This window comes from Mesorhizobium sp. Root102 (genome assembly GCF_001425625.1).
Classification (GTDB): Bacteria; Pseudomonadota; Alphaproteobacteria; order Rhizobiales; family Rhizobiaceae; genus Mesorhizobium.
This window is the reverse complement of record NZ_LMCP01000022.1, coordinates 1-20,598: the sequence shown is the minus strand read 5'-3', so window position 1 is coordinate 20,598 and position 20,598 is coordinate 1. Positions and strand designations below refer to the sequence as shown.

The 20,598-nt window shown below is 59.4% G+C and carries 17 protein-coding genes and 1 pseudogene; 4 read left to right on the top strand and 14 right to left on the bottom strand.

Going from position 1 to position 20,598, the window contains the following annotated elements; translation table 11 throughout:
* The gene (mobA, locus tag ASD12_RS18370; protein WP_056568107.1) at positions 1–630 is read right to left on the bottom strand and encodes a molybdenum cofactor guanylyltransferase MobA; all 630 of its coding nucleotides are present in this window, start codon (positions 628–630) and stop codon (positions 1–3) included.
* Positions 620–1,513, bottom strand: coding sequence for a formate dehydrogenase accessory sulfurtransferase FdhD (gene fdhD / locus ASD12_RS18365; protein ID WP_056589034.1), 894 nt, complete (start codon positions 1,511–1,513; stop codon positions 620–622). Before fdhD ends, mobA begins: the two co-directional genes overlap by 11 nt.
* Positions 1,514–1,662: 149 nt before the next feature.
* Between fdhD and glp the strand changes: the two genes are divergently transcribed.
* The 4 genes from glp to fdhF all read left to right on the top strand — a co-directional run bounded on the left by glp (position 1,663) and on the right by fdhF (position 7,889).
* Positions 1,663–2,919, top strand: coding sequence for a gephyrin-like molybdotransferase Glp (gene glp / locus ASD12_RS18360; RefSeq protein WP_056589031.1), 1,257 nt, complete (start codon positions 1,663–1,665; stop codon positions 2,917–2,919).
* An 88-nt stretch (positions 2,920–3,007) separates the two neighbouring features.
* On the top strand, positions 3,008–3,241 hold the full coding sequence (locus ASD12_RS18355; RefSeq protein ID WP_056568099.1) for a sulfurtransferase TusA family protein: 234 nt from the start codon (positions 3,008–3,010) through the stop codon (positions 3,239–3,241).
* Positions 3,242–3,421: 180 nt separating this feature from the next.
* Positions 3,422–5,095, top strand: a complete 1,674-nt coding sequence (locus tag ASD12_RS18350) for an NAD(P)H-dependent oxidoreductase subunit E (RefSeq protein WP_056568096.1) — start codon at positions 3,422–3,424, stop codon at positions 5,093–5,095.
* A gap of 1 nt (position 5,096) precedes the next feature.
* Complete coding sequence (fdhF, locus tag ASD12_RS18345; RefSeq protein WP_056568093.1) at positions 5,097–7,889, top strand: formate dehydrogenase subunit alpha; 2,793 nt, start codon at positions 5,097–5,099, stop codon at positions 7,887–7,889.
* A 666-nt stretch (positions 7,890–8,555) separates the two neighbouring features.
* On the opposite strand, the pseudogene ASD12_RS18340 reads toward fdhF, so the two are convergent.
* From ASD12_RS18340 to ASD12_RS18280, 12 genes and pseudogenes are all read right to left on the bottom strand, one after another.
* Positions 8,556–9,451 (bottom strand): annotated as a pseudogene (locus ASD12_RS18340) (IS110 family transposase); the annotation flags it as partial.
* A 349-nt stretch (positions 9,452–9,800) separates the two neighbouring features.
* Positions 9,801–10,403, bottom strand: a complete 603-nt coding sequence (locus ASD12_RS18335; protein WP_056568228.1) for a HupE/UreJ family protein — start codon at positions 10,401–10,403, stop codon at positions 9,801–9,803.
* Positions 10,404–11,751: 1,348 nt separating this feature from the next.
* A partial coding sequence (locus ASD12_RS35060) for an ABC transporter substrate-binding protein (RefSeq protein ID WP_244482889.1) occupies positions 11,752–12,312 on the bottom strand: 561 nt, incomplete at its 3' end.
* A complete protein-coding gene (locus ASD12_RS18320) occupies positions 12,312–12,932 on the bottom strand; it encodes an ANTAR domain-containing protein (protein WP_056589022.1) in 621 nt (206 codons plus the stop codon). The genes ASD12_RS35060 and ASD12_RS18320, both read right to left, overlap by 1 nt.
* Positions 12,922–14,100, bottom strand: a complete 1,179-nt coding sequence (locus ASD12_RS18315; RefSeq protein ID WP_056589019.1) for a transporter substrate-binding domain-containing protein — start codon at positions 14,098–14,100, stop codon at positions 12,922–12,924. The genes ASD12_RS18320 and ASD12_RS18315 overlap by 11 nt, the downstream gene beginning before the upstream one ends.
* A 14-nt stretch (positions 14,101–14,114) precedes the next feature.
* Positions 14,115–14,822 (bottom strand): urease accessory UreF family protein, encoded by a 708-nt coding sequence (locus tag ASD12_RS18310; RefSeq protein ID WP_082525516.1) that lies wholly within the window; start codon positions 14,820–14,822, stop codon positions 14,115–14,117.
* Positions 14,815–15,309 (bottom strand): hypothetical protein, encoded by a 495-nt coding sequence (locus tag ASD12_RS18305; RefSeq protein ID WP_056568219.1) that lies wholly within the window; start codon positions 15,307–15,309, stop codon positions 14,815–14,817. Before ASD12_RS18305 ends, ASD12_RS18310 begins: the two co-directional genes overlap by 8 nt.
* 5 nt (positions 15,310–15,314) lie before the next feature.
* A complete protein-coding gene (locus tag ASD12_RS18300) occupies positions 15,315–16,148 on the bottom strand; it encodes an urease accessory protein UreD (RefSeq protein ID WP_082525515.1) in 834 nt (277 codons plus the stop codon).
* Positions 16,145–16,774 carry an urease accessory protein UreG gene (gene ureG / locus ASD12_RS18295; protein WP_056589011.1) on the bottom strand — a complete coding sequence of 210 codons (630 nt, stop codon included), beginning with the start codon at positions 16,772–16,774 and terminating at the stop codon, positions 16,145–16,147. Before ureG ends, ASD12_RS18300 begins: the two co-directional genes overlap by 4 nt.
* 9 nt (positions 16,775–16,783) lie before the next feature.
* Entirely contained in the window at positions 16,784–18,499 is a 1,716-nt protein-coding gene (gene ureC, locus ASD12_RS18290; RefSeq protein WP_056589008.1) for an urease subunit alpha, read from the bottom strand.
* On the bottom strand, positions 18,492–19,193 hold the full coding sequence (gene ureB / locus ASD12_RS18285) for an urease subunit beta (protein ID WP_056589003.1): 702 nt from the start codon (positions 19,191–19,193) through the stop codon (positions 18,492–18,494). Before ureB ends, ureC begins: the two co-directional genes overlap by 8 nt.
* 511 nt (positions 19,194–19,704) lie before the next feature.
* The coding region (locus ASD12_RS18280; protein ID WP_244482888.1) for an ABC transporter substrate-binding protein at positions 19,705–20,598 on the bottom strand (894 nt) is incomplete at its 5' end.

The window sequence follows — 20,598 nt, the reverse complement described above, 5'->3', positions numbered from 1 at the left end:
TCAACCTGCGGCCAGTTTTGCCAGTCGTTCGGCCTCGGAAAGATCCTCGACTGTATTAGCGTTGAAGAACGGATCGACCGGCTCCATAGGCCATGACACGGTAGCGAGCCGATAGCGCGCCGTCCAGCGGTCGATCTTGCGCAGGTTCTCTTCGACCAGCGCATCGCGCAATTCGTGACGCAGCGCCACACTCCACAGGCCGATCACCGGATGCGACCGCCCGCCCGACGACGCGACAGCAAGTTCGGCGCTCTCATCCTGTTGTGCCCGTCGGAAGCGCTCGACCAGATCGTCGGGCAGGAATGGGCAATCCCCGGCGACGCTGACCACCCAAAGGGTTTGGGGCCTGTTCTCCGCCGCCCAGTTGAGCGCGGCAAGCACACCGGCGAGGGGCCCCGGGTAGTTCGCGACAGTGTCGGCCAGCACGGGCAGGCCGAACGATGCGAAGCGGGCCGGGTCGCCATTGGCGTTCAGCACCAGCTCGTCGCATTGCGGCGAAAGCCTTTCGATGACGTGATCGAGAATTGTGCGCCCGCCGATCTCGCGCATCGGCTTGTCGCCGCCACCCATGCGGCGCGCTAGTCCCCCCGCCAGAACCACGCCGAGTATCTGCGGCAGCTTATTCGTCATTTTCGGCGCCCTTGCGTGCGTGCCGTGCCTGTTCCTCGTCGACGGCGGAAATATCCTGATCGAAGACGATCCGCTCCTGCCCGGAAAGCGCCGTAAACCGCTTGCCGCGCGCGCGGCCGACAAGCGTCAATCCGACCTGCCGCGCCAATGTCACTCCCCAAGCGGTGAAACCTGAGCGCGAAATCAGAATCGGAATGCCCATTCGCACCGTCTTGATGGTCATTTCGGAGGTGAGCCGGCCCGTCGTGTACAAGATCTTGTCAGCAGGGTCGACACCATGGCGATACATCCAGCCGGCGATCTTGTCGACGGCATTATGGCGTCCGACATCCTCCATATAGCAGATCGGCTTGCCTTGCCTGCACAGCACGCAGCCATGGATCGCGCCGGCCTCGAGATAAAGCGAGGGTGTGGTGTTGATGGTACGGGTCATCTGATAGAGCCAGGAGGTCCGCAATTCAGCGCTCGGCAGTTCAATATCCTCCACAGCCTCCATCAGATCGCCGAAGGCGGTGCCCTGCGCGCAGCCCGAAGTCAGGGTCCGCTTCTTCAGTTTCTGCTCGTAATTCGTGTTGCGATCGGTACGCACGACCACGACCTGGAGGTCATCGTCATATTCGACCTCCGTGACGACATCGTCGGGCTTGAGCATGTTCTGGTTGAGTAAATAGCCGAGAGCCAGATAGTCCGGATAGTCGTTGATCGTCATCATGGTAACAATCTCCTGCGCATTGAGATAAAGCGTCAACGCGCGTTCGACCGGCACCGTGACTTCAACTGCCGCGCCCGTCTGGTCGATCCCGCTCACTCGCTCAGTGAGCCGCGAATCCCCCGGATTGGGCATGATGGCCGCGATGTCGGAGCGCTCTTTAACATATTTCATGGCGTTCTCGTTTATGTGCCGGCCGACGAGATTGCAGTCGGAAACTGTTTGTGACGTTTACACGAAATGGCTCGCGCGTCAGCCTTATGTGGTGATAGGTCACGAATGCCCAATGGTTCAAGAGATGGTGAAAAGGTGGAGTTTGGACGATGGCGCAACTTTCGGATGACTGCTTTGCCTTCGGCGGGCCGCTGTTGCCGGTGGACGACGCCATGGCTCTGCTCGCCGCTCGCCTGGGTGCGGTGGAAGGGACCGAAGCTCTTTCGCTCGTCTTGTCCGACGGACGCGTCCTCGCGCAGGATATTGTCGCGCCGCTGCCATTGCCGCCTTTCACCAATTCCGCCGTCGACGGCTATGCCCTGCGAGGCACCGACCTTCCGTCCGGTGCGCATAAGGCGTTTGCCGTGGCGGGTCACGTTCATGCAGGCGCTGCCGCAACTGTCGCAGCCGCGCCCGGCGAGGCTGTCCGCGTCTTCACAGGCGCACCCATGCCAGCCGGCGCAGACACCGTCTTCATGCAGGAAGATGTGGACCTCGACTGTGAGGGCCGCGTTATTCTGCCGCCTGGCCTAAAGCGCGGCGCCAATGTCCGCCCGGTAGGCGAAGACGTCACTGCCGGACAGATCGTGCTACAGGCAGGGCGCCGTATGCGGCCGCAGGACGTGGCGCTCGCAGCTGCCCTTGGCCTGACCCAAATCGAGGTTCGCCGGCGCATCCGGGTCGCCGTCTTTTCAACCGGCAACGAGATCGTTGCGCCCGGCGCCCAGCGCGGCCCGACGCAGCTTTTTGATTCCAATCGATTCATGCTGATTTCCATGCTGGCTCGCCTGGGGTGCGAAATCGCAGATCTCGGTATTCTCGGCGACGATCCCGGCTCAACCGCTTCTGTGCTCAAAAGCGCTGCTGCAACGCATGATCTGGTCCTTACGTCCGGCGGCGTGTCGACCGGCGACGCGGATCATGTCAAGGCGGCGGTGCAAAGCGTCGGCACATTGGTTTTCTGGCGCATGGCCATCAAGCCCGGCCGCCCCGTCGCTATGGGGGTGATTGGCGGGACCCCATTTGTCGGGTTGCCTGGAAACCCGGTGGCGAGCTACGTCACTTTTGTCCATGTTGCCCGTCCGGCCATATTGGCGCTCTCCGGCACGCCGCCACAGACGCCTGTCGCTGTCCCGTTGCGCGCCGCCTTTTCCTACAGGAAGAAGGCCGGCCGCCGCGAATATGTGCGCGTCAGTCTGCGCAAGGCCGCAGACGGCGCTATCGAGGCGGTAAAATTCCCGCGCGAGGGAGCTGGGCTTCTGTCCTCGCTTGTGGAAACGGATGGCCTTGTCGAGCTTCGCGAGGAGACGACAAGCGTTGACCGCGGCCAGACGGTTACATTTCTGCCCTATTCTAGCCTGGTCTGAAAGCCACCATTCGAATCCGGCTTAGCGTGCTCTATTAGCTACATGTTTTGTGCTTGGCCTCGACTGAGGAAGATTATACTTTCCGCCCATGACAACGATAAAGCTTGATCTCACTGGGCTGAAATGTCCCCTGCCGGCCTTGAAGACCCGCAAGGCTCTTAGCGCGATCAGACCGGGCGATAGGCTCGAAGTCCATTGCACGGACCCTTTGTCGGCTATTGACATTCCCCATCTAATTAGCGAAACCCGGGATCGCATTGAGAATACCGCGCAGGACGGCGACCGGATAATATTCTTGATCGAAAGGCAAATGGACCCGTGAGGTCGTCTGCCTCAATATTGGATATGCTTTCGTGCCCTGCGGTGGGCTTGCATATCTAGGCACCGCGTTCGGAATCACTGAAAATTGGTGTGGCGTGAGGAACATTGCGCCTTCTAGTGAAATCACGATGGTCTCTCGTTGAGCCCGCCGCGAAGTAAATGACGTAAAGGGAGAGAGAGCATGACAGTTCAACCTCGCCGCCGCCGCGATCGTGGGCCCAAGGGCCGCGGGCTCGATGATCGCGCGCTCGCGGATGTCAGGGCGCTTTTGGAGGCCAAGCCGCTGCGGCGCGATCTGCTGATCGAGTTTCTGCATCTCATCCAGGATAAGTATGGTTGCCTTTCGGCTGCCCATTTGCGGGCCCTTGCCGAAGACATGCGGCTTTCGCAGGCCGAAGTGTACGAAGTTGCCTCGTTCTACGATCATTTCGATGTCGTCAAGGAAGGCAAGGCGCCACCTGCGCCGCTGACGATTAGGATCTGCGATTCCATCAGCTGCATGCTGGCGGGTGCCGAAAATCTGGTTGCCGAGCTCGCGACCGGCATCGACCCGAGCGCAGTTCGTGTCCTTCGCGCCCCTTGCATGGGTCGCTGCGCTGGCGCACCGGCCGCGCGCATCGGCGACCACGAAGTCGATCACGCCACAGTTGAGAGCTTGCTGGGAATGGCGAAGTCCGGCGACACAAAGGTCGTGGTGCCCGGCTACACGACGCTTGAGGCTTATCGGACGGCTGGCGGCTACAAGCTTCTCCAGAAGGTGCGAGATGGCGGCCTTGCCACCGAGGCGATCATCGCCACCATGCAAAGCGCGGGGCTCCGCGGCCTTGGTGGCGCAGGCTTTCCTGCCGGCAAGAAATGGGAGTTCGTCCGCTCTTATCCCGGCCCGCGGCTGATGTCGATCAATGGCGACGAGGGCGAACCCGGCACTTTCAAGGACCGCGTATACCTCGAACGCGACCCGCATCGCACATTGGAAGGTGCGCTGATTGCGGCACATGCGGTCGAAGCCGAACGCATCTATTTCTACATGCGCGACGAATATCCGGCGGTGTTGCATATTCTACGCACCGAGATCGAAGCGTTGGAAATGGCCGGCATCGCCAAGCCGGGCTTTATCGAGCTGCGGCGCGGCGCCGGCGCCTATATTTGCGGCGAGGAAAGCGCCATGCTGGAAAGCATCGAGGGCAAGCGCGGCCTGCCGCGCCACCGCCCGCCATACATCGCCGAGGTCGGTCTGTTTGGTCGTCCCACGCTCAACCACAATGTCGAGACGCTGTGGTGGATCCGCGACATCATCGAGAAGGGCGCGGAATGGTTTGCAGCGCTCGGGAAGCCCGGCCATCCCGGGATTAGGTCGTGGTCGGTATCGGGCCGCGTCAAGAACCCCGGCGTCAAGCTGGCCCCGGCCGGCGTCACCGTGCGCGAACTGATTGAGGATCATTGCGGCGGCATGCAGGACGGCCATGTCTTCAAGGCCTATCTGCCGGGCGGCGCTTCAGGCGGCATGCTACCGGCGTCGATGGGCGATATCCCGCTCGATTTCGGCGGCGAGCTGGCCAAGCAGGGCGCCTTTGTCGGTTCGCATGCCGTGGTGGTGTTCTCGGACAAGGACAACGCCAAGGCGGCGACGGTCAATCTGCTGAAATTCTTCAAGCATGAGAGCTGCGGTCAGTGCACGCCGTGCCGTGAGGGAACCGGCAAGATGGTTTCGTTGTTGCAGAAGGACGGAGCGCTCAACGAGGTTGGGCTGCGCGACCTGGAAACGGTTATGCGCGATTCTTCCATCTGCGGCCTAGGTCAGGCCGCGCCCAATCCGGTCAACCACTTGCTGACGCATTTCCGTGAGGACATCTGAGATGACGGGTAAGGTCGAATTCACCCTTGACGGCAAGGCGGTCGCCGCAGCCGAAGGCGAGACCATCTGGGACGTGGCAAAGCGCGAGGGCACCAGTATCCCCCATCTGTGCCATGTCGATCTGCCCGGTTACCGCACCGACGGCAATTGCCGCGCCTGCATGGTCGACATCGAGGGCGAACGGGTGCTTGCAGCCTCCTGTATTCGCAAGCCGACTGCCGGCATGGTGGTAAAGACTGATACTGAGCGCGCCGAGAAGTCGCGCGAAATGGTGTTCGAACTTCTGGCCAGCAACATGCGGCCCGCCAATGACGGCCCCGATAACCAGTCGGCTTTCTGGCAGTGGGCTTCGTCGATGGGGATTTCCGGCAGCGACCGGTTCGAGTCCAAGTTCGATGCCGCCGATGTCGCCGAGTTCGACATTTCCAATCCGGCCATCGCCGTCAATCTCGATGCCTGCATCGCCTGTGGCGCCTGCGTGCGCGCGTGCCGCGAGGTCCAGGTCAACGACGTCATCGCCATGGCCGACCGCGGCGGCCATACAATCCCGGTCTTCGACATGCACGACCCGATGGGTCTGTCGACCTGCGTAACCTGCGGTGAATGCGTGCAGGCCTGCCCGACCGGCGCGCTCTACGAAAAGACGCTTATGGACAAGCTCGGCAAGACCCGCGTCATCCAGGGATTCGACAAGGTCGTCGATACACTCTGCCCGTTCTGCGGCGTCGGCTGTCAGACCAGCGTCGCCGTCAAGGACAACAGGATCGTCCAGATCGACGGCCGCGATGGGCCGGCCAACGAGAACCGTCTGTGCGTCAAGGGCCGGTTCGGCTTCGACTACGCGATGTCGCCGGAGCGACTGACCAAGCCGCTGATCCGCCGCGACGATGCGCCGAAATCCGGCGATGCCGATATGCGCAATGTCGATCCGCTGACGGTTTTTCGAGAAGCAACGTGGGAAGAGGCGCTGGATCGCGCCGCTGGCGGTCTGAAGACCATCCGCGACGAGCATGGCGGGCAGGCGCTGGCCGGCTTCGGCTCTGCCAAGGGCTCCAATGAAGAAGCCTACTTATTTCAGAAGTTCGTTCGCCAGGCGTTCGGCACCAACAATGTCGATCACTGTACCCGGCTTTGCCACGCCTCCTCGGTCGCGGCCCTTATGGAGGGTGTCGGCTCGGGTGCAGTGTCGGCGCCATTCATGGATGCGCTGAAGGCCGAATGCGTCATCATCATCGGCGCACGTCCCACAACCAACCACCCTGTCGCCGCCACCTATTTCAAACAGGCGGTCAAGCGCGGCACCAAGCTGATCATTATGGACCCGCGCGGCCAGGATTTGATGCGCCACGCCACCCATTCGCTGCGCTTCAGGCCGGGCAGCGACGTCGCCATGCTGAATTCGCTGCTGCATGTCATCATCGATGAGAGGCTCTATGACGAGCAATATATCCAGGCCAACGTCAGCGGTTTCGAAGCGCTGAAGGCTAAGGTCAAGGATTTCTCGCCCGAGGCTATGTCCGAGGTCTGCGGCGTCCAGGCAAGCGTGCTGCGCGATGTCGCGCGCACCTATGCCAAATCCGAGCGCTCGATGATCTTCTGGGGCATGGGCATTTCCCAGCACACCCACGGCACTGACAATTCGCGCTGCCTGATCGCGCTTGCGCTGATTACTGGCCATGTCGGGCGGCCGGGCACCGGCCTCCACCCGCTGCGCGGCCAGAACAACGTCCAGGGCGCTTCCGACGCCGGCCTGATCCCGATGTATTACCCGGACTACAAGTCGGTCGAAAATATCGACATTCGCGGCCAGTACGAGAATTTTTGGGGACAGACGCTCGATCCCAAGCGCGGCCTGACTGTGGTTGAGATCATTGACGCCATCCATGCCGACGAGATCAAGGGCATGTACATTATGGGCGAGAACCCGGCGATGTCGGACCCCGATCAGACCCATGCCCGCGCCGCCCTTGCCAAGCTCGACCATCTGGTGGTGCAGGACATCTTCCTGACCGAAACCGCGTGGCACGCCGATGTCGTGCTGCCGGCTTCCGCGCATGCCGAAAAACTTGGCACCTTTACCAACACGAACCGGCAGGTGCAGATCGGCCGGCCGGCGCTCGACCTGCCGGGCGAGGCGCGTCAGGACCTGGACCTGATCATCGACCTTGCCAGGCGCATGGGCGTCGACTGGACCTACAACCACGTTTCCGAGGTCTACACCGAGATGGCGAGGGTTATGCCGTCGCTAAAGCATATCTCCTGGAATCGTATCGAGCGTGAGGGGTCGGTGATCTATCCGGCCGATGGCGAGGACGTGCCGGGCAACGAGATCGTCTTCTCGTCGGGTTTCCCGACCGCTGATGGGCGTGGCCGCATTGTGCCGACCGATCTTCTGCCGCCCGACGAAGTACCGGACGAGGAGTATCCGCTGGTATTGACCACCGGCCGCATGCTCGAACATTGGCATACCGGCGCCATGACTAGACGCGCGGGCGTGCTCAACGCCATCGAGCCCTACGGCATTGCCGCCATGAACCCCTATGAGATTGAGCGGCTCAGCCTGTCGATAGGCGACGTTGTCCAGGTCGAGACTAGGCGCGGCACGGTCGAGGCAATTCTGCGCGCCGACCGCGAGGTCGCTGATGGCATGGTGTTCATGCCGTTCTGCTTCAATGAAAGCCCGGCCAACAAGCTGACGAATCCGATGCTTGACCCTTACGGCAAGATTCCAGAGTTCAAATACTGCGCGGCGCGCGTCGCGCCGCTTACGCGGCACGCTGAGGCTGCCGAGTAGCTGGGCTCATATCTGGATAGTGGATTAAGCCGAGGGGGGAGCTTTGCTGGGGGCCGTCTCTAAGGTTGCCGTTAGCCGCCCCGCAAGAGGATTGTTGTGTTGCCATGATGTCGGGACACAAAGCGACAGGCAACGGATCTCCAAGCCTTACTCCATGAGGGACGCACGGCGCAGTCTGCAGCGGATCGAGTCCAATGGCATCGAAAGCTCAAGGGCACCTCGGCGGATTGCCGCGGAAAATCGTCCCGCTGAAGGGGCGATTGCCGATTTCGTAGTAAAGAATTTGTTGGGCGAAACTATTGGATAGGGTTCAGCACAGGACGCCCCTACACTTGGCTAATCGAGAAGCGGGTATGCCGCAATCGTCTGCAACAATGTATTTATCCCACGGCCCGCCAAAGTCCTTACGTCAGACCGCTGCCGAACTTTATGTTTGCCATCGGCGCGTCATATATTTCTATCCGCGACCCACAATGCGCCGGTGAAAAACGATGCCTCGGGCGAAAGAGGCCTCGCTCTCTTGAGCCCATATGTGGACGGCACCCTTCTCGCAAGATTGTTGAGCAATGATTTGAACGATCGATCCGAGACCCAAGTTCCCAACATCATGGCGGTCTACAATGACCAATGGGGTCAACGGCGTGTCTCGCGTTTCGGATCGATCGATCACACCAGTAGAAATGTTCCCCGTGTCTGGCCGATCTCTATGCGGCGCGCGCTAAGGCTGGCGGTATAGGCTTTGCTTTGTAGACAATCCCCGCTTACCATTAGCCTCCAGGCAATGCGCGCGATCTTGTTCGCTAGCGCCACGGCGGCGAGTTTTGGCGGCCAGCGCTTGAGAAGGCCGACGAGCCAGGGGTGAGACGACGCCTCGGCCGCGTTTTGGATATGCCAATAGCCCCGGCCACCAGCACGCTGCGCAAGGCGTCGTCGCCGGCGCGTGTGATCACGCCGAACCTGACCCTGCCGGCAGTTGAATGATCCTTCGGCGTTAGGCCGAGCCAGGCGGCAAAGTGACCGGCCGATCGAAAGATCTCAGGTGCCGGCGTCTTCACATCAGTAGCGACGCACCGATCGGGCCGATACCGGGGATTTGCGCCAGGCGCTGGCTGCACTCCGCAGCCCGATGCCAAGCCATCAATTTGGCGTCGACGTCTTTCAGATGTGTTTGCAGCTGCAAATGTTCCTTGGCATGGAGCGCGAAGAGTTCCCGCGCTAAATCCGGTAGTTCTTATCTGCCGCGATACGCTCGAGCAGCGGTTCGATCTTGCGCACCCCCCTAGCAGCGATCAGCCCGTATTCTGCCGCATAGCCGCGGATCGCATTGGCGAGCTCCGTGCGATTGCGGATCAGCCGGTCGCGCAGGCCAACCAGCATCAATGTTGTTTGGCGGTCTTGACCGGCACAAACCGCATTGTCGGCCGGCTCAGCGCCTCGTACAGGGCTTCGGCATCGGCCGCATCGTTCTTACCGCGCTTGACGTACGGTTTGATATATTGAGGAGGGATTAGCTTCACCTCATGCCCAAACGACTGCAGCGGGCCTGCCCAGTGGTGCGAGCCCCTCACGTCACGCAGCATGTCGTCGCTACACGATGGTAATACATTCGACTCAATCAGATGCTTCACGCTCTCGCCATGGGCAGCAACCTGCTACGAAGAACCCCTCACCCGTGAGTTTCCAACCGGACTATAAGCGAACCTATCGTCGTCTTCACGAAGACGGCATCGGCAAACTTCGGCATATCGTCGAGAGCGCAGGGCTGCCGGTCACGCACCGCCGAAACCCACCGCAGAAAAACCGTCGCCCGAAATCATAGCTACCGCGGCCCCGGCCGAATGGTTACTCTGCTTCCATGGCGGCGACGAAGCAGACTTCGTCGCCCGCAAACGGACTTTCTTCCACAGCCTGCTAGATAACGCCGGTGACCAGGGAGACGCCTGCAACCGCAACAAGGGCCCCTGTGGCACGGACCAGAGTTTCGCCACGCGCGCCGGCCTTGCTGGCCATCAGCAGCCCGAGGGCAAGGCCCCAGGCATGCAGTAGCGCGGTCGCAATAACGAAACCAGTACCGTAGGCAAGGCCATTGACGGTTTCCGGCATCTCGGCGCCATGGGCGTAGCCGTGGAAGAAGGCGAAGAAGCCAACCAGCGCCATGGCAACGGCAATTGCGGTTCTAAAGCCAAGCGCGACCGCGGTTCCGAGCACGACGATCGACAGGCCGATGCCAAGCTCGACAAAGGGTACCAGCATGCCAGCGAAACCGACGGCGCCGCCAATGGCCATGACCGAAACGAAGGCAGCCGGCACCAGATACAGCGCCCGCCCGCCCAACTGCGCGGCGAACAGACCGACCATGACCATGGCGAGCACATGATCGACGCCGCTGATCGGATGCCAGAAGCCATTGGCAAAGCCACCTCTATCGCCAACCCCCACATGGGCGGTGGCAATCGTCGAGCTTGCGGCTAGCATGGCCATAGCGGCCAATGCGGTAATCGGAGTTCTTTTCATCTTCAGTCTCCTTCCATTCGGGTTGTTGTCGGTAATCATGACTGCCTCCCACTTTCGGCGTGGTGTCGACAGCACGCCGAAGGCCGCCTCCATGGAGAGCGCACAAGGCTCGCGCTATTCTGCTTCAAACTGGTTCGATCAAATGTCTGAATCCGTCCATACATTCTTGAACGAATGCCAATTCTGCCTTGGATTGCGAAAACCCTTGACTCGGGGGTGATAGCAGACGGAGCCACGTTGCAAAGTCAGCATTGGCAGCGCTGGCAGATCGTCCATGATCAGTGCGTGGGCCTCTCGATACAACTTGCTTCGTTGATCGTCGCTCTGGACTTGCCGAGCTTTGTCTAGCAAGCGATCCGCGGCGGGACTGGAGTAATATCCTGCATTGAACCCGAACGGCGAGATGTTCCGGGAATGCAGCACTTGCTCCAGCCAAACATCGCAGGACATGCCCCAACTCATCTGCGAGAGGCCTGCGCCAGCCGGCAAGCCGGATCGCCATTCGTTGCAATACGAAACCCAGTCTTCTGTCCGCACAATCTCTGCGCCGAATCCGATCGCCTCAAGATTCCTCGCCAGATACTCGCAAATTCGGGTGGGCACGAGCTGGCCAGAGCCGGCGCTCGCCGTCATGATGCGCAATCGCCAACCCGGCGGGACGTCTGCTTCCTTTAAAAGCTGCCGCGCACGCTCGGGATTGAATTCATAAGGAAATTTATACCCTTCATCGAAGGACGGCGAAGCAGGCGGTAGCATGCCGGATGCGACGGTGGTGTGTCCACGGAAGATGCTATTGCTCAATCCTTCCCGATCAACTGCGTGTGCAATGGCGTGACGCACTCGAACGTCCCTCAGGACCGGATCGTTCATGTTGAAAATGAAGTACCAGACATAGGGCACCTGGCTTTCAATGACCACAAATCCGCGCCGTTCTAATTCGTCGAGATCGCTTCCCTCTAGGCCATAGGCCAGATCGACATCGCCACTGAGCAATGCGTTGTACCGATCTTCAAGGCTTGGATATGGCTTNACAAATCCGCGCCGTTCTAATTCGTCGAGATCGCTTCCCTCTAGGCCATAGGCCAGATCGACATCGCCACTGAGCAATGCGTTGTACCGATCTTCAAGGCTTGGATATGGCTTGAACTCAATACCTTTGAGCTTGGGCGTACCACCCCAGTAATCCTCATTCCGCCGTAGCCGAACGCCACTGCCGAAAGCTGTTGAAAAGCGATTGTCGATACGAAATGGGCCGGTGCCCGGCGCATGGTCGGCAATGCCTGAATTGCCGTGTTTTTTCAGGGCCGTTGGACTGATGAAGACATGCGCACCTGGTGCGTCCTCCTGNTGGGCCGGTGCCCGGCGCATGGTCGGCAATGCCTGAATTGCCGTGTTTTTTCAGGGCCGTTGGACTGATGAAGACATGCGCACCTGGTGCGTCCTCCTGTGTCATATAACGGAGGAACTCTGGAAAGGGCTCCTTTAGCGTGAGTAGGATCGTAAATGGCGCCAAGACTTCCACGGACTTCAATGCTTCAAGTCCAATTCGGTTGTAATCTGCCGCCACAGGGGAATATTGAGGCGCCTCACGATTCCACATACGGTCTATATTGAACCGAACGGCATCAGCATCGAACCGGGTTCCATCGTGGAACCGCACGTCCTCCCGCAGGCGAAACAAATACTGAAGCCCGTCGCCCGAGATCTCGACCGAAGTGGCAAGCGCAGGGACAAGCCGCGTCGGACAGGCTACTTCATCCTCCAGATCGTCCTCATATAGGCTCTCGAACATCTGCTGGACAACTCTGCCAGTATTCCAACCGCCAAACGAGGCGGGGGGATCGATCGCGTCCACCTCCCAGTCAAGGGCGACGCGAAGAACAGAGTCAGGGGTGCTTGGAGATGCCATCATAATGCTTCCTTCGGCTTAAATCGAAAATTTGGATCGCTCAACTCCGACCCGCAGGCCAGAACCTGGTCGGCGACCTTGGTCATCGATGCGCGTCCTTCCAGGGACCACCGCCGGATGCATTGATACGCATGCTCCTCGCTGATCGATCGCTCCGCAGCGAGGAGGCGGACCGCGTTGTTCACGACGCGACGCGACCGCAGGGTTTCGTCCAGCTTCGCGATCTTACTGTTCTGCCGGCATTCGAACCGGTAACGTGAACTTGCCACCGTCAACGTCGACATTATGCCGAAGGGGTGGATGGGCTTGCCGATGACGGCATGCACGTCCGCTTCAAGCAGTTCGCGGACGATTGTGGGGCTCTCATATTCGACGATGCCGATGAGGGTGCCGTCGCGGCTTCTCTTCAGGGTCCTCCCATCGAGTGAAGGGTGGCCTGCGAAAAGGCAAAAGACGACATCGGCATGAGCCGGCCAACGATCGGGTACCGGCCACAGGGTGTCGACCTGGCATCCGATCCGCTTCAAGTGGCGGACAAGTTCATCACAGTCCGAATCCCGTGGATGGATCACACATGCTCGAAGTTTACGCAATTCACGGATCAGCGCCTCACCGGACATTGTCGATCTCCTCGATGCGGCCAAGGCCCACATAGTTCACAAGGTACGGGTCCGGTTTCATCGCCCTCTTGGACTCCGCGACGACCCCGAATTTTCGCCCCGACTCCGTCATCCCGATTCGAGGCCAGAGGTAGGTATGGGCGTTGTCCGGATCGACCATGACCACGCCCTGGGGAGCCGAGATCTCGAGGCCGAGCACCTCTGCGCGAAGCCGTTCCGGATCAAGCGTTCCCGAGCGTTCCAGCGCTCGCGCAAAGAGCAACACGGTAAAATAGGCAGCCTCCGCACAGGCGTCGGCCGGGCGCTTGGCTCCGAAACGTTGGTGATAATTGGCAACGAAAGAGCTATTTCGCGGCGACTGCACCGTTTCAAAATAGGGCGCGGAGACAATGTGGCCCGGCCGGGGCTCGAACCACATTTCTTGGAGGTGTGCCTCGTTGGTCGTAAGGGAGGCGATCGGCATTTCGACCGGATCTAGTTTCTCGGTCGCGTATGCATCGTAAAGTGCTGCGATTCCCGGCCCCACCACCGTTGAGAAGATGACATCGGCGCCGAGCGATCGCGCTTCCCTGATCACATCCAGAAATGCATCCCTCTGAGCGTCGAACGGCAAATAGTATTCGCCGACGACACTACCCCCGATTTCGGACAGGAGGTCGCGCATGATCCTGTTGGATTCTCGCGGGAAGAGATAGTCCGTGCCGACGCACATCAGCTTTCGTCCGAAGCGCGGAAACAGATATTCGGCGAGCGGCAGGTGCAACTGGTTGGGGGCAGGCCCGGTGTAGATGACGTTGGACGAATACTCAAATCCCTCGTAGCCGATCGAATACCAGAGCAAGCCCCCGCGACGCTCGACTACCGGAACCACAGCCTTTCGGCTGTAAGACGCCGAGCAGCCGAATATGTTGGTCACGCCGCGGTCCATGAGGAGCGAACTGGCGAGTTGGGTATAGCGCTGCGGATCGGAAGCCGGATCCAGGATCAATGGAGAAATCGGCTTTCCAAGTACACCGCCTGCGACGTTTATCTCCGAAATGGCGAGTAACGTTCCCTGCAACTGTGAAGTCTCAGCAATCGCTGTGATCCCGCTTCTTGAGTATAGTACACCAACCGGCCATGTACCTTCCGAACGATAGGACTCCTCGAGCTCGCCAATGCCGGACATCTCGTGCCTCCCTGCTAGGTTGCAAACAGACGCAGTGGATTACGCTGAAGCTGCAGCATCGCAATATCCAATTCGAGCGTGGTCGAACTCATATCGTCCAAATCCAAGAGCAGGGCCCTTTCTGCAGCCCGAACAATGGTCGGGACACATTGACAGAGATGAACCTGCGCTTCGGCCGATCCCATCCGGCCGAGTCGCACGGCTGCCGAAAGGAGGCCGCTTGCCGTGCCACGCAACTCCGCTAGGAGCGTGTTCTCAATGCCTATTCCCCTAGAAGCCGAAACGGCTGCTGCGACGACGGCGAGGTTGCCGGTCTCACGCAGCTGCACTTCGCGGCAGAACGGATCGAGCATTTCGTGCGGCCAGACCTGAAGGGCGAGTTTCGCCAGCTGGCGACCGCACGAGGTCGATGCTTTCCGAGCCGGAACCGACAGCTTTGTGGCTAGAAGACGCTCGTCGACTTCATGCAATTGGTCGAGATCTGCCACCGAAAACATGCGATGAGCATGAGCGGCTGCAACAGCGTCGCAGCAGCCCGATCCGTGGAGCAGCACCGCTTTGACGACTTCCGCGATTTGAGCCGAGTTCTTTGGAAGCTCCCCCAGAATTCCCTCCAATCCGCTGGAATGGACATAACGCCCGATCGGCAGCGAGCTGTCGGACAACTGAAGGGCCATCAGGAAACTCGTGTCTATCGCGGTTCCTGCCCACATTTCATTCATGGGCGTGCCCTGTCATCAAAAGGGGGCAAGAGGCACCTAGCCGAACGTAGTCAAAACGCAGCGACAACTCGCCGAGATGGAGGTCTCGAACCGTCTTCGTCATGAGGTCCTCACTCGACAGCATCGGCACGAGGATGGAGCAACCGTCCACCTCAACCGGTACGTGCTGGTTGCCGAATGCGTGGCCGATAAGGGCGGCCTGCCGAACAATATCCGGAACCGAGCTAGTCTGGCTGAGGTCAACGATGAGGGCGAGCTCCTCGGGCCTGCACACGACCACCGTGTTATCCTCGTTGTCAAATAGGACGGCGCCGTGAAAAAGGTACTGGCTGTGATGCATAGATATCGCGAAATCGAGTCCGCCCTTCGTGCGCCGCCGAAGCCGCCGCTTGCCGGCCTCCGCCCAAGGCACGTCAAGGAAATCCAATGTACCGGCGCGGCGTTGCGCTGCATCCCAGGCGCCAACTATTCCGTTCGAGATAAGCATGGGACCTATTTCCTCTTAGATGGCGCTGGCGCCCCAATCATCTGCATTCGAATCCGTGACCAAGCGTCTTCCATGAGACGTGTGATCGTTGAGGACGACCGGGCGAGGATACGGACGACGATGCCTACCGCTCCGGGGAGAGCGCCCACGCCCAATCGAAAATCCTCCCCGGTCATGTCCAGAGACGAAGCGGCATCGTAAATGCCCTTTGCGTTGCCTCCTGGGGTGAGCGCCAGCAGGTTTCCCGAGTAGAGAAAGGAGCCAAGGACGCCTCGTATATTGATAGGCATCGTCGTCGGTTCCATGAGTATGCGGTCCATGAAAAGCGTGGTTCCGCCGACCTTAATTCGCGTTTCCAGTTTGAGGCGGGTGAACGCGAAAATTTCGCCGCGGGCCAAACGTCCCGGCGCAATGATCTCGCTCGCAATGAGCATGGATCCGTGATCGAGATCGATCGTAGTCTCCTGATCGTAGGAGGATTGGGCTTGCGGGATGAGCTGGTCCGGCAGGTACTCAATGTATGACCCCTGTTTTGCCTCCAGCAGCACCCTCTGAACCGCTGATCCGTCGAGCATGCGATGGAGCTTGGTCGCGGACGTGCTGGTGACATGAAGCTTTCCACCGCCGCGCGCAGCAATCCGAAGTTCCAGCTGGTCGCCGCTAAACACCGCGCCCGAGGGATTCTGGACATAAACGAAAGCCATGCCAGGCTGCCTCTCGTCCAGAAAAAGGGGTGTGGTGAAATGCAAGGGAAAGCTCTGGATCCGCCGCATTAAGTGTGTTTTCCCCCGGCAGTCGGCTGCAAATTCCAGGTCGAGTAGGCCGGACGAGCGTGTCATGCCCGATCAATGAACCGCACGCCAAACAAGGCATCCCTTTTTAGGGTGGCAAAGACCTCCGAGGCACCCTCCGGCGACCGCAAATTCGTATAGATAGTCGTCTTTTGAGGGCGGTTGACCTGAACGTCGTGGCGGATGCGGTTCAAATCAGCGCCCACATGCGGAGCGAGGTCAATTTTGTTGACGACAAGGAGATCGGCCTGGAGCATTCCAAGCCCCCGCTTGCGCGGTATGTCGTCGCCTGCGGCGCAGTCGATCACGAAGATCCAATAGTCGACGAGTTCGGAGGAGAATGTCGCCGCCAAATTGTCCCCGCCGCTCTCGATAAGGATCAGATCAAGCGGGTTGTCGCGTTCCAACGCGTCAGCGGCCTGAATGTTGACAGAAGGATCCTCGCGGATCGCGGTATGAGGGCACGCGCCGGTTTCAACGCCGACGACCAGAGTCTCTTCAATGAGACCGCTCGCCTTGACCCGCATAGCGTCCTCCAGAGTCACAAGATCGTTGGTGATGACCGCGGGCTTCAGTCCTGCCTCGTGGATGAGGGGGAGGAGACGCTCGATTAGCCTCGTCTTCCCGGAGCCTACGGGACCACCGATGCCGATGCGAACGGCCTTTGCGGACATAAAACTCTCCTATTTCAACGTATAAAGGGAGCCAAGCGGCACCTTACTGGCCGGAAGCGACGTGCAGTGCTCACCGTTAACTTCCACTCTGTAAGTATCCGGATCTACCGTTATCTCCGGAACTTTGTCGTTCCAGAGCATGTCTCGCTTGGAAAGCTTTCGTGTTCCTGACACAGGCACGCAACGTGCTCGCAGATCCAGCTTTCCGGCAATATTACGGTCGATCGCGTGCTGGGACATGAAGCGCACCGAAAGCGACTGAGCAGCGCGTCCGAACCAGCCCCACTGAGGCCGGTAACGCAGCGGCTCGCAGCAATTGAGAGAGGCGTTTGCCTCACCCATCACCGCCATAACGGGAAAGCCCGACTTGAAGACAGCCTCCGGCTTGATCCCGAACAGCCCTGGCTTCCAGAACACGAGGTCGGCTAGTTTGCCAGTTTCGAGCGAGCCAACATATTTGTCCACGCCGAACATGCGCGCCGGATTGATGGTGTATTTAGCGATGAATCGCTTGATCCGGGTGTTGTCGTTGCTGCTGCCGACGTCTTCTGGGAGGGCTCCGCGCTGGGCCTTCATGCCTGATGCGGTCTGCCAGGTGCGGGCGATGGTTTCGGCAATGCGTCCCATCCCTTGCGAGTCCGACCCTATGGCGCTAATGGCGCCAATATCGTGGAGCACACCTTCGGCGGCGATGGTTTCGTGCCGGATCCGGGATTCGGCGAAGGCAATATCCTCCGGCAATCTTGGATTGAGGTGATGGCTGACCATCGCCATGTCGAAATGCTCGTCGAATGTATTGACGGTGTATGGATTAGTCGGATTAGTCGACGAAGGCAGGACGTTTTCGAAGCCGCACACTTTGATGATGTCGGGGGCATGCCCCCCGCCGGCACCTTCGACGTGGTATGCGTGAATGGTGCGGCCGTCGATTGCTTTCAAGGTCCGCTCGAGGAACCCAAACTCGTTCAGCGTATCCGTGTGCAATTGAATCTGCACGTCAGCCTCTTCAGCAGCCACCAGTGCTGAATGGATCACGGCGGTTGTGGCGCCCCAATCCTCATGAATTTTCAGCCCTGCGGCGCCTGCCTCAAGTTGCTCTATCAGGGGCTTATGACTGTCCGAGGCCGCCTTTCCGAAGAAGCCGAAATTAAGCGGGAACGCCTCGGCAGCCTGGAGCATATGTCCGAGGTTTACAGTGCCGGTAGAGGCGATCGGAACGGTGGTGGCCCCAAGCCCACCCCCGAACAGGGTGGTGATGCCACTGGCCAGTGCCTCTTCGCACTGGCCCGGATCTATGAAGTGGACGTGGCAATCAATGCCGCCGGCCGTAACTATCAGACCCTCCGCTGCGCGAACGTCCGTGTTGGTACCGACGATCAGCTTCGGGTCCACCCCGTCCATGATGCGGGGGTCGCCGGCCTTGCCGATCCCGGCGATCAGGCCGTCCTTGATTCCTATGTCGGCCTTGATGATGCCGAGGACCGGATCGATGATCGTGGCATTCGTTATCACCAGATCGAGTGCACCGTCTGCCGCAGTGATGTGGCCATGACAGCCGGAGCCCACTCTCAGGGTTTTTCCCGCCCCGAAGACGAGTTCGTCCCCCGGAACCAGGAGATCCCGCTCGACTTCCGCCCAGAGATCCGTGTCCCCGAGACGGATCCGGTCTCCCGTCGTGGGCCCGTACAGTTCGACATACTGACGGCGCGACAGCATCTTAGCCATGGTGAGCTCCCCTGAACCCTTCGGCTGCTGCGCGTGCAACCGCCCTGCGCTTCACCTCCGGGTTGTCCAGGTCTCCATCGGTCAGGTTGTTAAGTCCTTCGACGCGCCGCTCGCCGCCAATCGCGACAAGGTCGACTGTCTTCTCGTCCCCCGGCTCGAACCGCACCGTTGTTCCCGCCGGAATGTCGAGACGAAAGCCAAAGGCTACGGCCCGGTCAAATTCCAGCTCGGGGTTTATTTCGAAGAAGTGGAAATGGGAGCCGATCTGAATGGAGCGGTCGCCAAAATTGCGAACGACTACACGCGTAGTCGCACGGCCGACATTAATCTCTATCCCTTCTTTCGCGAGGCGATAGCCGCCTGGTTTGTCCTCCTCCTCGCTATCCTGCGGCAGGCCGAGGGGGTCGTGGACACACACGAGCTTTTGACCGTCCGGAAACATCGGCTCGACCATTAGCATTTCCAGAAGCGGCACGACGCCCGGCTGAACGTCCTTGGGTTGCAATACGGTACGACCCAACGCCATCAATTCCGAGACCGAACTCCCTCTTCTGGCCCCTTCGTGGATGGCATCGGCTATTACAGCTCTGGCCTCCGGCAAGTTTAGCCGTATGCCGTCGGCCAAGCGGCGCCGAGCCATCTCCGCCGCCGCGAAAATCAGCAGTCGGTCGCTTTCCCTGTTGGTCAGATACACGAGATGCCTCGCCTTTTCGAAGTCGTTTTTCGGATGATCAGAGGCTTATATGGGCCGCGATCTTTTCGTGCTATCCGGGACCCTTGTGTTTCCGGATCCCGATATTTCGCCCTTATCCAGGAGGACCTGTAAATTTCATTGCCTTGCCCTTATAACTTTCACGCCCTTCGAGACTGCCGCCCACATGCAAGACAGCAGTCATCCCCGATGGTGAAAATGTTTCGGTTTTGAGAATATCGCGTGCCGTCTAGGTGTGCTGGCAGGAGTTATCCTGAGCGTGGCACGAGATTGAGGGTGGCTATCCCGCCACCGCAAGAATGCTCGCATACATGCAAAATGGCGTCAATATTTAATAACAGTTTCTTTGTCATTAATTTGGAGACAATCACCAGGATTCTGGCTGGTTGCCGGCAATCGACTACGCTTCTTATTTCAACGTGGTGTCGGCAGCACCGAAGCCGCCTCCATGGAAAGCTCAAATAGGGGTTCGGCAAAGACCTCGTTTGTGGCATCACAGTGGGAGCTCAAATGAATCCGTCCATACATTCTTGAAAGAATGCCAATTCTGCCTTGGATTGCGAAAACCCTTGACCCGGGGGTGATAACAAACGTTGCCACGCTGCAAATTTAGTATTGGCAGTACCGGCAGATTGTCCATGATCTGTGCGTGGGCCTCTCGATACAGCTGGCCACGTTGATCATCGTTCTGGGTTCGTCGGGCTTTGTCCAGCAAATCATCTACGGCGGGACTGGAGTAATATCCTGCGTTGAATCCGAACGGCGAACTATTTCGGGAATGCAGCACCTGCTCAAGCCAAACATCACAGGACATACCCCAACTCATCTGTGAGACACCAGCGCCATCCGGCAAACCGGATCGCCATTCGTTGCAATACGAAATCCAGTTTTCTGTCCACACAATCTCTGCACCCCACCCAATCGCCGCAAGACTCTTCGCCAGATACTCGCAAATCCGAACGGAATGCCCAGACCCAGCTTTTGCCGCCATGATGCGCAATCGCCAACCCGGCGGGACGTCTGCTTCCTTTAAAAGCTGCCGCGCACGCTCGGGATTGAATTCATAAGGAAATTTATACTCTTCATCGAAGGACGGTGAAGCAGGCGGCAGCATGCCGGATGCGACGTTCGTGTGTCCGCGAAAGATTTCGTTGCTCAGCGTATCCCGGTCGACCGCATGCGCGATCGCGCGACGGACTCGGACGTCACGAAGGACCGGATCGCGCATGTTAAAAATGAAGTACCAGACATAGGGCACCTGGCTTTCAGTGACTACAAATCCGCGCCGTTCTAATTCGTCGAGATCGCTTCCCTCTAGGCCATAGGCCAGATCGACATCGCCACTGAGCAATGCGTTGTACCGATCTTCAAGGCTTGGATATGGCTT